At 58.1% G+C, this 14,046-nt stretch carries 12 protein-coding genes; 8 read left to right on the top strand and 4 right to left on the bottom strand.

Features of this window, described 5'->3' with window-relative positions; all coding sequences use genetic code 11:
* Positions 1 to 60: 60 nt before the first annotated feature.
* Positions 61 to 1,269 carry an enoyl-ACP reductase FabV gene (gene fabV, locus BUC40_RS12030; protein WP_073265907.1) on the bottom strand — a complete coding sequence of 403 codons (1,209 nt, stop codon included), beginning with the start codon at positions 1,267 to 1,269 and terminating at the stop codon, positions 61 to 63.
* Between the two features lie 476 nt (positions 1,270 to 1,745).
* On the opposite strand from fabV, the gene BUC40_RS12025 reads away from it, so the two are divergent.
* The 4 genes from BUC40_RS12025 (at position 1,746) to BUC40_RS12010 (ending at position 4,909) form a co-directional block, all read left to right on the top strand.
* Entirely contained in the window at positions 1,746 to 3,191 is a 1,446-nt protein-coding gene (locus BUC40_RS12025; protein ID WP_073265905.1) for a SulP family inorganic anion transporter, read from the top strand.
* Positions 3,192 to 3,244: 53 nt separating this feature from the next.
* Positions 3,245 to 3,592, top strand: a complete 348-nt coding sequence (locus BUC40_RS12020; RefSeq protein ID WP_073265904.1) for a hypothetical protein — start codon at positions 3,245 to 3,247, stop codon at positions 3,590 to 3,592.
* Positions 3,593 to 3,683: 91 nt separating this feature from the next.
* The gene (locus BUC40_RS12015) at positions 3,684 to 4,412 is read left to right on the top strand and encodes a lysozyme inhibitor LprI family protein (RefSeq protein ID WP_073265902.1); all 729 of its coding nucleotides are present in this window, start codon (positions 3,684 to 3,686) and stop codon (positions 4,410 to 4,412) included.
* A gap of 122 nt (positions 4,413 to 4,534) precedes the next feature.
* Entirely contained in the window at positions 4,535 to 4,909 is a 375-nt protein-coding gene (locus BUC40_RS12010) for a hypothetical protein (RefSeq protein WP_208605769.1), read from the top strand.
* Between the two features lie 48 nt (positions 4,910 to 4,957).
* Here BUC40_RS12010 and BUC40_RS12005 read toward each other — a convergent pair whose 3' ends face one another.
* On the bottom strand, positions 4,958 to 5,338 hold the full coding sequence (locus BUC40_RS12005) for a winged helix-turn-helix transcriptional regulator (protein WP_073265898.1): 381 nt from the start codon (positions 5,336 to 5,338) through the stop codon (positions 4,958 to 4,960).
* Positions 5,339 to 5,423: 85 nt separating this feature from the next.
* On the opposite strand from BUC40_RS12005, the gene BUC40_RS12000 reads away from it, so the two are divergent.
* From BUC40_RS12000 to BUC40_RS11985, 4 genes are all read left to right on the top strand, one after another.
* Positions 5,424 to 6,485, top strand: a complete 1,062-nt coding sequence (locus BUC40_RS12000; protein ID WP_073265896.1) for an SDR family oxidoreductase — start codon at positions 5,424 to 5,426, stop codon at positions 6,483 to 6,485.
* Positions 6,486 to 6,756: 271 nt separating this feature from the next.
* The gene (locus tag BUC40_RS11995; protein WP_073265894.1) at positions 6,757 to 7,635 is read left to right on the top strand and encodes a restriction endonuclease; all 879 of its coding nucleotides are present in this window, start codon (positions 6,757 to 6,759) and stop codon (positions 7,633 to 7,635) included.
* A 38-nt stretch (positions 7,636 to 7,673) separates the two neighbouring features.
* Positions 7,674 to 9,335, top strand: a complete 1,662-nt coding sequence (locus BUC40_RS11990) for a P-loop ATPase, Sll1717 family (protein WP_073265892.1) — start codon at positions 7,674 to 7,676, stop codon at positions 9,333 to 9,335.
* Positions 9,336 to 9,678: 343 nt separating this feature from the next.
* Positions 9,679 to 11,145: an alanine/glycine:cation symporter family protein gene (locus BUC40_RS11985; RefSeq protein WP_073265890.1), complete on the top strand. Its 1,467-nt coding sequence runs from the start codon at positions 9,679 to 9,681 to the stop codon at positions 11,143 to 11,145.
* A gap of 105 nt (positions 11,146 to 11,250) precedes the next feature.
* Here BUC40_RS11985 and BUC40_RS11980 read toward each other — a convergent pair whose 3' ends face one another.
* The gene (locus tag BUC40_RS11980; RefSeq protein ID WP_073265888.1) at positions 11,251 to 11,883 is read right to left on the bottom strand and encodes a LysE family translocator; all 633 of its coding nucleotides are present in this window, start codon (positions 11,881 to 11,883) and stop codon (positions 11,251 to 11,253) included.
* Between the two features lie 125 nt (positions 11,884 to 12,008).
* A complete protein-coding gene (locus BUC40_RS11975; RefSeq protein WP_073265886.1) occupies positions 12,009 to 13,820 on the bottom strand; it encodes a sensor domain-containing phosphodiesterase in 1,812 nt (603 codons plus the stop codon).
* Positions 13,821 to 14,046 lie beyond the last annotated feature (226 nt).

Raw genomic sequence — 14,046 nt, 5'->3', positions numbered from 1 at the left:
AGCAGCCAACAAAAAGGGACGCCGAAGCGTCCCTTTTTGCATGCCGCTAGTGCGTGCGGCTTACAGCTGCACCACGTCGAATTCGACGTCGGTGGCAACGTCGGCATCGTAGTCCACATCACTGCGCTCGAAGCCGAACAGGTTGAGGAACTGCTTCTTGTAACCGGCATAGTCGGTCATTTCGAACAGGTTCTCGGTAGTCACCTGTGGCCACATGGCCTTGCAGGCGTCCTGTACGTCGTCGCGCAGCTCCCAGTCGTCCAGGCGCAGGCGGGCTTTTTCGTCGACCTCGGCCGGGGCGCCATCGGCGCGGTACAGGCGGTCACGGAACAGGCGGTCGAGCTGGTCCTGGGTGCCTTCGTGGACGCCCTTCTCCTGCATGATCTTGAAGACCATCGACAGGTACAGCGGCATCACCGGAATCGCCGAGCTGGCCTGGGTGACCACCGACTTGAGCACCGCCACGTTGGCGCCACCTTTGACTTCATCGGCCAGTTTCTGGTCCAGGCGCAGAGCGGTTTCGTCCAGATCCTGCTTGGCCTTGCCCAGCGCGCCGTGCCAGTAGATCGGCCAGGTGATTTCAGTGCCGATGTAGCTGAAGGCCACGGTACGCGCACCTTCGGCCAACACGTCGGCGCCAGCCAGGGCGTCGATCCACAGCTGCCAGTCCTGGCCGCCCATGACGGTCACGGTGTCGGCAACTTCCTGCTCGCTGGCCGGCTCGATGGACGCCTCGATGATGGTGTCCTTGTTGGTGTCGATGGCGGTCGACTTGTATGGCTGGCCGATGGGCTTGAGCGCCGAACGGATCACTTCACCGCTCTGCGGCAGCTTGCGCACCGGCGAAGCCAGGGAGTAGACGATCAGGTCGACCTTGCCGCCCATCTCGTTCTTGATCAGCTCGATGACCTTGGCGCGGGCTTCATCGGAGAACGCATCGCCGTTGATCGACTTGCTGTACAGGCCCTCGGCCTTGGCGAACTTGTCGAACGCTGCCGAGTTGTACCAGCCAGCGGTGCCGGCCTTGGTTTCGGTTCCCGGCTTCTCGAAGAATACGCCCAGGGTATCGGCGCCAAAACCGAAGGCGGCAGTGATGCGCGCAGCCAGGCCGTAGCCGCTGGAAGCACCGATCACCAGAACCTTTTTCGGACCGTCATTACGCACGCCCAGTTTGCGTGTCGCCTCGATCTGCTCGGCCACGTTGCGCTCGCAACCCAGCGGGTGGGTGGTGGTACAGATGAAGCCACGAACTTTAGGGTGAATAATCAACGCGTTTACCTCGTCATCGTTTTTTGGGCAGGCGACAGTTTACTGTCGATTAGTCGCCGGAGAAAAAGGAGATTAGACCTATTGGTCGCTCCAAAAGCCAGCCAGGCCACATTTTGCCGGCCAGTCTTGTTGTCGCAGTGCTGTTCGGTGCCAGGTCGAACGCAGCGAAACCCCGCAACGCGGCAGCGGTCAGATCCCCGGCACTGGCCTTCGCGACGGCGATTCCTTACCATCGCAAGCCTTCCAGTTCTAAGAGCCTGTTCAAAGTCTTGCGAGCTAGAGCAATGCAAGGGCTAGGCGCCCCCGCAAAAACAGGCGAGGACGCGGAGTTTACGAGCTGTAAATGAGCAGTCCGAGCCTGTTTTTAACGCCGCAGTGCCGACGCGCAGCAGACTTTGAACAGGTTCTAAGGCCGCACAGGCCGTATTACGCCCCGCCTGCTGCCGGGTGTCCGTCTTGCTCGATTCAGGTAACCCATGAAAATCGCCCGTCTGCGCGCCGATGTCCTGGCCGGTCTCACGTCCTCGTTCGCGCTGGTGCCCGAGTGCATCGCCTTCGCCCTGGTGGCCCAGGTCAACCCGTTGATGGGGCTGTATGGCGCCTTCTTCATCTGCCTGATCACCGCCCTGTTCGGCGGCCGCCCCGGGATGATCTCCGGCGCGGCCGGATCCATGGCCGTGGTGATCGTCGCGCTGGTGGTGCAACACGGCGTCGAGTACCTGCTGGCCACTGTGCTACTTGGCGGTTTGATCATGCTGGCCTTCGGCTTGCTGCGCCTGGGCAAGCTGGTGCGCATGGTGCCGCACCCGGTGATGCTCGGCTTCGTCAACGGCCTGGCCATCGTCATCGCCACCGCGCAGTTGGAGCACTTCCAGCGTGGCGGCCAGTGGATCGAGGGCAACGAGCTGTACCTGATGATCGGCCTGGTGGCGCTGACCATGGCCATCGTCTATATCCTGCCGCGCCTGACCAAAGCCATTCCGCCGGCCTTGGCGGCAATCCTTACCGTCGGGCTGCTGACCTACTTCCTGCACCTGCCCACCCACACCCTGGGTGACATGGCCAAGATCGCCGGCAACCTGCCGGTGCCGGCGCTGCCGCAGATTCCCTGGACCCTGGAAACCCTGAAGATCATCCTGCCCTACGCGGTATTGATGGCCATGGTCGGTCTGCTGGAAACCCTGCTGACCCTCAACCTCACCGATGAAATCACCGAAAGCCGAGGCCACCCGGATCGCGAATGCGTGGCCTTGGGCGCGGCCAATATCGCCTCGGGCATGTGTGGCGGCATGGGCGGCTGCGCGATGATCGGCCAGACCATGATCAACCTCAGCTCCGGCGGCCGCGGCCGGCTGTCCGGCATCGTCGCCGGGGTGATGATTCTGCTCTACATCCTGTTCCTGTCACCGCTGATCGAGTTGATTCCCCTCGCCGCCCTGGTCGGCGTGATGTTCGTGGTCGCCCAGCAGACTTTCGCCTGGGCCTCGCTGCGGGTGCTCGGCAAGGTGCCGCTCAACGACGTGCTGGTGATTATCGCCGTGACCATCATCACCGTGCTCACCGACCTCGCGGTGGCGGTGTCCTGCGGCATCGTCATCGCCGCACTGAACTTCGCCTGGCAACACGCCCGCGAACTGCACGCCGAAACCCGCCTGGAAGCCGACGGCAGCAAACTCTACCTGCCACGCGGCACCCTGTTCTTCGCCTCCACCACGCAGTTTCTCAACCAGTTCGACACCGCCAACGACCCCGAGCAGGTTACCGTGGACTGTCGCCACCTGAGCTTCGTCGACTACTCGGCCATCGCTGCCCTGATGACCCTGCGCGAACGCTACAGCAAGGCCGGCAAACACCTGCGCGTGGTGCACCTGTCCGAACGCTGCAAACAGCTGCTCAAGCGGGCAGGCATGCAGCCGGTTTGATTGCCGAGCAACAGGCATTCACCTCCTCAGGTCACTCCAGGGAAGACAGACGCATGAAGAAACTGATTGCCGCGATGATCGTCGCCAGCCTTGCTGGCTGTGCCTCCTACTACCAACCGGCACAGCCTGCAAGGGTGATGTGGGAGCCCACCCGGCACGCCAAAACCGACGTCGATACGGCGCTGAAGCAATGCGACTTCATCGACAACATGAGTGCCGGCGTGCAAAAGATTCAAGAGCAAGCCATGTGCATGCGTGACATGGGCTTCGAGCCAGACTTTTCCAGCTATAACGCGAATAACTGCTATGGCAATGCCCCGGCCGGCTGCATCGTTTATTGGCCACAAGGGATGGCTAAGCCGCAACCCGTGAAGGCCAAGACAGCGCCTACTGGGAACTGAATCTTGAGTGCCTAAGACATTGGCCGCAGTGAGTCCAGATCAGGCATCAACGCTGGAGCGTGGGTGCCAGCCCAATACAAGGACCGTTGAAATGAAGAAAGCCGCCCTTCTCATGCTGATTGCAGTCAGCTCGGCTGCCAATGCGATCACCCCGCTGGAAACGCGGTACCCGCAAGAAACCGTGACGCTTAACTACTTTATGGAAGCCTGCTCCGTGGTTGGTGAAACGGCCAATGGCCTCATTCATCATTTCGACTGCGAGTCTTATCTCTATGCAGTCATGGATACCCAACGGGAACTGAACCCGTCGCTGAAACCAGAGCAGCGAGCCTGCATGCCTGGGACTCTCGCGCCCTGGCAGTTGTACGAGCGCATCGGGCCAGATGTTCCTGAGAGTGAATGGAACAAGCCAGCAGCACCGGCAATTCTTCGTGTGCTGCGTCAGGCATATCCGTGTGGCGCCAGCACTGTTTCAGCGCCGCAATCCACCTCCTGCAAGGCTGCCAACAACGAAAGCGAGATGCATGAGTGCTTGACCGTCGAATTGAAAAAATCTGATGAAGAGCTAAATGCCGCGTACCAGAAACTCCTGTCGCGCTATGAAGCCACTGGTGCTCCAGCCAATGCACAGGGGCAAACGCAAGGTGGCTATCTAAAAGAGGCGCAGAGAGGCTGGATCAAGCTGCGCGACGCAAGCTGTGACTTCGAGACGCATGAATCACGCACAGGGAGTGGCTTCGGTACCATCTACACGGCCTGCCTGCTGGAGCAGACGCAAAAGCGGGTCGAGTACCTCAACTGGTTTATTGGGCATCCTTGAGCCCGGCGCATAATTCACCAGATGTACCAGGCCGCCGAGCGCGAGCAGGCCAAAGCTCTCTTACCAACGCAAGGCTGTGCCCCGTGCTAATAAAGCCATACCTCCTGCCACCGCTCCAGTTCATGCTCATTGGCCCCGGCGTGGGCGCATTGACGCTTTTGTTACTCGCCGGTGGAAATGCTCTAGAGCTGAACAGCCTATTTCTGCTGTTCGCCTATGGCATCGGAGTGATTCCAGCAGCTCTGGCGGGCGTTCTCTATGTGGCGATCTGGAGTACGAAAGCTTTTTTCGGATTGCTGACTATCCGAGAGTTTGGTGCGCTACTGGGCGCCATATGCGGTTTGGCAGCGCAGGCCACATTTGTGACCGTCACGTCTGGCACACCATTGCTCAAGTCGCCCAGCATCTACCTAGTAGCGCTGGCAGCTGGCGCGGCCTGTGGGTGCCTGGCTGCGCGAGTTCGAAATGAGGCCTGCACAGCAAGTGATAGCAATTGATTGCCACATAACACGCACGCCACGCCGCAATTGGCGAGCGAAAGGATTTCAACGCCTGCGCGACGTCTGCCGCGGCTGCAGTGCATCAAGCGCCGGAGCATTGTCGCGAGCCCAGTCGTAGATCATCTCGATAGGCTCGACCAGACGCTGGCCCAGTTCAGTAAGCGAGTAATCCACCGATGGCGGCACGCTGTCGTAAACCTGTCGGTTGATCAGGCCGCTGGCTTCCAGTTCACGCAAGGTCTGCACCAGCATTTTCTTGGAGATACCGGGCAGGCTGCGATGCAGCACGCCTGTTCGGGCGGTACCGCCGTGGCGGGCATGCAAGGTGTGCAGGATCATGCTCGTCCACTTGGTAGCGAACAGTTCCAGTACGCGCCGCGGTGCGCAGTCTTCACGCCATAGTTCATCGGGAGTGCCGGTTTGCATCGGGGTGGTTACCTTTTGGTGCCGTCTTGGTTTGAGTGCGCAGCCTCGATATGGTGCCAAGCCTCGTTCTACGGAGGAATATGTTATGGCAAATCACGCACTGGTCGTTGGCGTCAGCGGTATCGTCGGTAGCGCCACATCGCGCCTGCTGGCCGACCAGGGTTGGCAAGTCACCGGCCTGGCTCGTAACCCCAAGGCTGCTGACAACATCACCCCGCTGGCTGCCGACCTGCTCGACCCAGCCTCCCTGGCAAGCGCCCTCGAAGGCTTGAAGCCGACCCATGTGTACCTGACGACCTGGGCGCGCCAGGCCACCGAAGCGGAGAACATCCGCGTCAACTCGGCGATGATCCGTAATGTGCTGGACGCTCTGCGCCCGACTGGCAGCGTCAAGCACGTCGCCCTGGTCACGGGCCTCAAGCATTACCTCGGCCCATTCGAGGCTTACGGCAAAGGCGTCCTGCCGCAAACGCCGTTCCGCGAAGAGCAAGGCCGTCTGGATGTGGAGAACTTCTACTACGCCCAGGAAGACGAAGTGTTCGCCGCCGCCGAACGCGACGGTTTCACCTGGAGCGTGCACCGCCCGCACACCATCACCGGCGTGGCGGTCGGCAACGCGATGAACATGGCGACTACCCTCGCCGTCTACGCCTCGGTATGCCGCGCAACCGGCCGCCCGTTCCGCTTCCCCGGCTCGGCCGTGCAATGGAACAGCCTCACCGATATGACTGACGCTCGCCAACTGGCCAAGCAACTGCACTGGGCCTCGACCACACCAGCGGCTGCCAACCAGGCGCTCAACATCGTAAACGGTGACGTATTCCGCTGGAGCTGGATGTGGCAACGCATCGCGGACTGGTTCGGCATCGAAGCCGCCCCATTCGATGGTCAGCCTGCACCGCTTGAAGAACAAATGGCCGGTGACGCCGCCACCTGGCTCGATCTCGTCGCCAAACATGATCTGGCCGAAGCCGACATCACGCGCCTGACTTCGCCGTGGCACACAGACGCCGACCTCGGCCGCCCCATCGAAGTGGTCACCGACATGTCGAAAAGCCGCAAGCTAGGCTTTGTCGACTACCAGGCCAGCGACGGTGCGTTCTTCGCGGTATTCGAGCAATTGCGTGCAGCCAAGCTGATTCCATAAGCACCACAACCTTCCCCTATTGGGAGCTCGCCCATGAGCTCCCAACTTCAACTCCCCTTCCCCTCCCGTCAAAAACACGCGACTACCGCTATCGGATGGCTTGCGTGACACCTAGCAGATTGGCTAACGTCGGCCTCGTTGATAGCGATAAGCCATATCCTTGCCGCACGCTTTATGAAGCAACCTGTTAATCGGTGCTTCATGGCGTAACAGCAAGGCAGTCAGGGAAATGACTTCTGCCGGCAAACGCCGCAGACAGGGAAGTTACGAGATGGCCAGACGTCGCAAGACCTCCGTATTCGAAGATCTAATCTCTATCGCCAGCCGCCTGCCCTGGTGGCTCAGCGTCCTGCTGGCGCTGCTTAGCTGGTATTGGCTGCATGACTACGCGACTAGTACCCCGCCACGCTTGACCGACCCGGCCCAATTCTCAGGCCATCTGACTGGCGCAGTTTTTCGCGGCTGGGCAACGGCGTTCCAGTACATCATTCCCGCTGCCTGCATATTCGGCGCCATCGCTTCGGTTTTCGGCCGTATCCGCCGCCGCAAACTGCTCGCTGAAGTCGCCGCTGCAACGCTCAGCGGGCGCACGCTGGAAAACATCTCCTGGCAGGAATTCGAGAGGCTGGTTGGTGAGGCCCTGCACCAGCAGGGTTACGGCATCACCGAAACCGGGGGCAACGGGCCGGATGGCGGCGTTGATCTGATCCTGCGTAGCCCTCACGGCGAGCGTTATATCGTCCAGTGCAAACAGTGGCGCGCTATCAAGGTTGGTGTGCCGGTCATCCGTGAGTTCCTCGGCGCGATGGTTGCCCACGGCGCTGTCGGCGGCTTCGTCGTCACAGCAGGCAGCTTTACTGCTGAAGCAAAGGATTTCGCCAGCGGCCGCAACATTCGGCTGGTAGATGGCGTTGAACTGAAGAAATGGATTGCAGCGGCCAAGCGAGCGCCGATTCAGCCTTCGCCTAAAGCAGCTTCGCTCAAGCCGCAAATAAATGCCGTGATCACCATACCCGAGACGCCCAACTGCCCGGTTTGCAGTTCGACCATGCTCAGACGCGTGGCAAAACGAGGACCGAACATTGGTCGTGAGTTCTGGGGGTGTACTAACTGGCCAGGCTGCAGAGGAATCATTGCAAACCGTAACTAACCTTACTTTCAAGCTGAAATAATCGCAGGAATGTGTTTATGGACGAAAAAATATTAAAAATAACAAGAAATCTAAAAGTAGGAGCCCTAGATGCAGAAGCAGACACTGACCTACTAAACAAGTGCTTTATAGATAATGGGTATTTAGATCAAATTATGGATGTCGACTCTCCGGCGTCCATAATACTTGGCCGAACAGGATCAGGAAAAAGCGCACTTTTATATAAAATATCCAAAACGGCACAAAAGCATGTCCAGCTTGACCCCAACGACATATCAATACGCTTCTTAGAAAGCTCCGACATCGTTCAGTTTTTCGATGCTTTGGGTGTCAGTCTTGATTTATTTTATAGATTACTATGGCGCCATGTTCTCACGGTTGAATTCCTAAAACTCCGCTACGACATCAAGTCAGAAAGCGACAGCAGAACATTTCTGGATGGCTTATTTAGTGCTTTCAATAGAGACACAACAAAAAGAAAGGCAATAGAATACTTCAATGAATGGGGCAACAAATTTTGGCTCGACACTGATGAACATTTGAAAGAGATAACCAGGAAACTAGAAAGCGATACGAAAAATTCAATAGGCGTTAAATACTCAGGAATCAACCTTACCTCCGACGGGGCGCTTCGACTTTCCGAGCAAGAAAAAATAGAAATAAAACAGAGAGCAACCCAAGTTGTCAGCAGCTTACAAATCAGAAAGCTCAACGAAGTCCTAGACTTACTAGCAGAGCATTCCTTCTCAGACCCCCAAAAGAAATTCTTCATCTTAATAGACAAACTAGATGAAGAATGGGCAAGCACAGAAACTCGCGTAAGATTCATAAGAGCTTTGATTGAAGAGATAAAAACCTTTAGAAAAATCCGCCAGGTGAAAATTGTCGCCGCGTTGAGAAAGGACTTACTAGATCAAGTTTTTGATCAAACCCGCGACTCGGGCTTTCAGCAAGAAAAATATGAATCTTACTTGTTGACTCTAAAGTGGTCTCCGGAAGACCTAACACAGCTTATTGAGAAAAGAATAAATGAGGTTTTCAAAAGCCAATACACAAAGCAACTGATCAACATTAGCGATATCTTTCCAAAAGTCCGAAAAGGTGGAGGCCAAACATCTATAAATTTCATTTTAGAAAGAACATTAAGAAGACCTAGAGATGCGCTACAGTTCATAAACGAATGTTTTGCGATAGCCTACGATCGTGAAAGAGTCTCTTGGAGAGCGTTGTTAGCTGCAGAAGCACAGTATTCAGAAAAGCGCCTAAAGTCTCTAAAGGAAGAATGGGGCGACGTATTCCCAAACTTCGAGGATACAATTGAGATACTACGAAACATCAAAGCAACATTTACGAAATCATCAATAAAAGAGACTTCTCTTGAAGAGGTAATGATCAACCTAAGTGACGGTGACTCTCGCGACATATGTGTTGCCGTAGTAAAAAAATATTACGAACCCAACAGCAACATTAAAGAGTCCGACTTACTAATATCCATGTTTTCCTGCCTATATAGGGTTGGTGCAATTGCCCTCAAAACCAGCTCTGCAGATACTTATATCTGGTCTTACATTGATCAGTCATCCGCAACCCGAGGAGAAATAAAGAGAGCCGAGCACTTCAAAGTACACAAAATGCTATACCGCTCGCTGGATATAATCGTCGAGCAACATGAGATTTTCGATCACGAAAGCATCGATTAGTCCAAAAAGCAACATTCTACAATCTGGATATCAGCGTCGTTAGAACGCCAGAGTTCCAAGGCGTACTTACATTATTCCCGACCAACATAAGTTGGTGCTTTTATGGGTTGGCACCGCAAGTTAACTAGCCATCTGCAGTGCCGAGCTTGGGCTAAAGATCGCTCTCCCGGCCCGCCGCTTCGTCAACCTGAACCAACCCGCCCGTTGCCGCCCTAAGCAGTACCGCTGCAGGGAAAGGGAACGGGCTGGCGTGGCCGGCTGGCAGCGTAATCGGGTTTGGGGATTTGGGCGTATTGCCCTATCCTCGCGCCCCTTCGAATAAGACGACCAAAGGAAGACGCCCGTGTCTGCGTTGCTCGATGCCTTCTCCGGCCTGCTCTGGACCTACCTTGCCATCCCTATGCTGCTGCTCAGCGGCGTTTACCTGACCTACGTGTGTCGTGGTGTGCAGCTGCGGATGATCCCCGAAATGTTCCGGGTCATCCTTGAGCGCAACCAGGGCGACAAGGAGGCGATTTCCTCCTTCAAGGCGTTCACCATTTCTGCCGCATCACGGGTCGGTACCGGCAACATCGCCGGAGTGGCCACGGCCATTGCCCTTGGTGGGCCAGGTGCGGTGTTCTGGATGTGGCTGGTGGCACTACTCGGCGGCGCCACGGCATTCGTGGAGTCGACCCTGGGCCAGCTGTACAAGTCCGAAAAGCATTACCGCTACCACGGCGGGCCTGCCTATTACATTCAGCGCGCTCTGGGCTGGCGCTGGCTGGCGATCACCTTTGCGGTGATGATCAGCATTACCTACGGCCTGGTGTTCAACTCGGTGCAGGCCAACTCGATCATCGACGTGATGCAGACCTCGCTCGGCGGCGAAGACGGCAACCCGAACCTGAGCTGGATACTCGGCGGCGTGCTGACGGTGCTGACCGGCGCGATCATCTTTGGCGGCGTGCAGATCATTTCCAAGGTTTCGGTAACGGTGGTGCCGGTGATGGCCGTGATGTACCTGTCGCTCGGCACCCTGGTAATAGTGCTGAACATCGGCCAGGTGCCGGCGATGATCGGCGAGATCTTCGCCCATGCGTTCGGCCTGCGCGAAATCGCCAGTGGCGGCGTCGGCGCGGCGATGATGATGGGCATGCGCCGCGGCTTGTTCTCCAACGAGGCCGGCATGGGCTCGGTGCCTAACGCGAGCGCCACGGCATCGGTGTCACACCCGGTCAAGCAGGGCCTGGTACAAACTCTGGGCGTGTATTTCGACACCATGGTGATTTGCACCATGACGGCGATCATCGTTCTGCTGGCCGACCCTAGTCACGCCTACGGCGACAGCACCATGGGCGCCAGCTTGACGCAGTGGGCGCTGGCCGAGCAGCTGGGCAACTGGGCGCTGCACTTCCTGACCCTGGCCATCCTACTGTTCGCCTTCACCTCGGTGATCGGTAATTACTACTACGGCGAATCCAATATCCAGTACATGTTCGGCAGCAAACTGCTACTCAACCTGTTTAGATTGGCGGTGATGGCCTTTGTGATGATCGGCTCGGTGGTGCAGATGTCCGTGGTGTGGTCCATGGCGGACGTATTCATGCCGCTGTTGGCACTCACCAACCTGATCGCCATCGTGCCGCTGGCCGGTACCGTCGCCCGCCTCCTCAAACATTACCGCGAGCAGCGTCAGCGTGGCGTGGAACCGGTGTTCCATCGCGACGATATGCCGGACTTGAAGAACGTCGAATGCTGGGACGGCACCGACCACATCACCTGCGCCGAAACCTACAGCGACTCAGCGGGCAAAGCGCTGAAGAATTAGGCGCTGCCTGCTTTGCGCTGATCACACCACAGCACACATATCAAGAAACGCCGACCTGCACAGGTCGGCGTTTTGCTATCCGGGACAAGGTAAATGGCCAGTGGATTACACCGCCCGGGCGCTGAGCAGGCGAAGACCTAGGCCGATGAACAGCGCGCCGCTTATCCGCTTGATAAGCGCCACCCAATACGCCGCGCTGAGGCGCTTGCTGAAGCGAAAAGCGGTGTAGCAGTAGACCGAGTGCACGCTGATCACCACTGCGGCGATGGTCAGGTACATCACAATGAACTGCACCGGCACGGAACGATCCGCCTGCAGAAACTGCGGCAGGAATGCGCAGAGAAAGATCATCGCCTTGGGGTTGCTGACCGAGACCAGAAAGGCCTCGCCGGCGATACGCCATTTCGCCACCGGGCTGCCAGGCACCGCCGCAACGGGCGTATTGGCAGCCACGTTAGAGCCGAACAGCTGGCGCACACCCAGGTAGATCAGGTAGCTGGCGCCAAGGATTTTCAGGGCCAGAAACGCCGATGGCATGGCGACCAGCAGCGCGCCCACACCGAGTGCAACCCCAGTGACCACCAGCAGCTGGGCAGTCAGGTTGCCAACCAGGGTCGCACCCATGGCAGCCGGCCCGTGGCGCAGCGCATTGCGCACCACCAGCAGCACGTTCGGCCCTGGTGTCGCCGTGGTGGCCAGGTAGGCCAGGAAAAAGGTGAACCAGAGATGCAGGGCCATGCTGGCGGCTCGTATGGGGGCGCGAACCTGAGCCTAGCAGTAAGCGGATGTTTCCGGCACTAGCCCACTCAGCATTTTCTATAGGTGCCAATGGTGCTCGCAGTGCAGACGCCCTGCTCTGCCCTTCACGCCAGCTCGGAGCCGCCCATGCCTGGAGTGACGCCGGCACGCTCATCCAGCCAGGCGAGCAACGCAGGCACCTCCAGTGGTCGCGAGATATAGAAGCCCTGCGCTTCCTGGCAGCCCCAATCGCGAATCACCTTGAGGGTGTGTTCGGTTTCGATACCTTCGGCGACCACGCGCTGGCCCAGCTCTCTGGCCAGACTGATCAACGCCCGCACGATGTTCCAGTCCTTCTTACCCGGCTGCAGGTCGTCCATGAACGAGCGGTCGAGCTTGACCGTATCGGCCGGGATATCACGCAGATACGACCAGTTGCTGTAGCCACTGCCGAAATCGTCGATGGCGATTTCCACGCCCATCGCCTTGAGCCGCTCGATCTGGGTGATCACCACGGAGAAGTCGCCGACCAGCGCGCTTTCGGTGAACTCCACTTCCAGGCAGGAGCCATGCAGCTCGCTACGCGCCAGCAGGCGGACGATCTCGTCGGTCAAATGATCGTTGTTGAGGTCTGCGGCCGAGACGTTGATCGCCACTTTCAGATCCAGGCCATTGTTGCGCCAGAGTTCGATCTGACTGATCGCCTCGTTGATGACCCAAAAGCTTACCGCGTGGATCAGCGGGGTTTTCTCGGCCAGGGGAATGAACTCGGCGGGGCTGACTTCGCCCAGGGTCGGGTGGGTCCAGCGCAGCAACGCTTCGACGGACAGGCACTCGCCGCTATGCAGGTCGACGCGCGGCTGGAATACCAGGCGTAGTTGATCGTCGGCACGCACTGCGTCAGCCAGGTCATTGAGCAGGCGCGTGCTGCGCTGCTGAACGGCGTCCATCTGCTCGTCGTAGTGGGTCCAGCCGCGCCCCGAAGTGCGTGCTTCGTCGGCCGCGCAGACGATCAGGCGCATCCAGTCTGCGGGCACCTTGCCGCCTTCCATGCGCAGCACACCGATGCCGATCTGCGGTAATACCGGCAACTCGTGGCAATGGATGGGCTTGGCGAAGGCTTCGATGAGTGTGGCGAATACCGCCGGTGCCTGCTCCACCTGATTGCCGGGTACGGCGCAGGCAAAGCGCAGCGCGCTGATCTTGTACAGCTCCCAGCTGGCCGGCAGCAGGCTACGCAGGGTGTTCTTCACCGACAGGGTGAAATCGGTCAGAAACTGAAAGCCCAACGACTTGAGTATGTCGTTGAGCTGGGTCGGCGACACCAGCTCGATGGCCATGGCCAACGGGCTGTCGCCGCTGTCGATGGCGTCGTTGATGTCTTCATCGAGCTTGGCATGGTTGTACAACCCGGTGGTGCCGTCGATAAACGCCGCAGTGCGCATTTCATCAAGACGGGTCACGGCCAGGCGAGCGATCTGCTCGAGCATGGCCTGATCCGCGGCGGACATCGCCGGGCGCGGTTTGGTATCGATCACGCAGAGGTTGCCGAGCACCAGGCCGCCTTCGAGCACCAACGGCACGCCAGCGTAATAGCGGATGCCAGGTTCGCCAGTAACCAGGTTGTTGTAGCGAAAACGCGCGTCAAGCTGGGCATCGCACACTTCGAGCCCTTCACCGCTGGCCACGCTATACGCACAAAAGGAATCGGCACGCGGGGTTTCCGGCCGGTCGACACCAAAGCGGGCACGGAACCACTGACGCTTGCGGTCGACGATGGTGATCAGGCAAATCGGGGTGTTGAAGTACAGCGCGGCGATCTTCACCACTTCATCGAGAAACGAGTCGCTATTGCTTTCGATGAAACACGGATGCTCGTCGATAAGCCGCTGTCGGCTCAACTCGTTCAACGGCAAGGGTGGGTATGGAGCCAGCATCGTTCTTCTCTCGGGTTGTTGCGCGTAAAAACGGGTGCCGGAATCCCTTTCGCAGACGTGCCGGCTAATGATAACTAAATGACATCACAACCAATAGAGAGTTGCGTAAATCTTACGTACCGCTGGGCCGTTAAGAACCATGCGCATCATCTTTATCTGCTTAAGCGCCGGCATTTGCAGATATCAGACATCAGTCAAGGTACGGAACCTATCCAGCAAGTAGACT

It is taken from the genome of Phytopseudomonas punonensis, assembly GCF_900142655.1.
GTDB lineage: Bacteria > Pseudomonadota > Gammaproteobacteria > Pseudomonadales > Pseudomonadaceae > Aquipseudomonas > Aquipseudomonas punonensis.
This window is presented reverse-complemented; position numbering and strand designations above follow the sequence as displayed.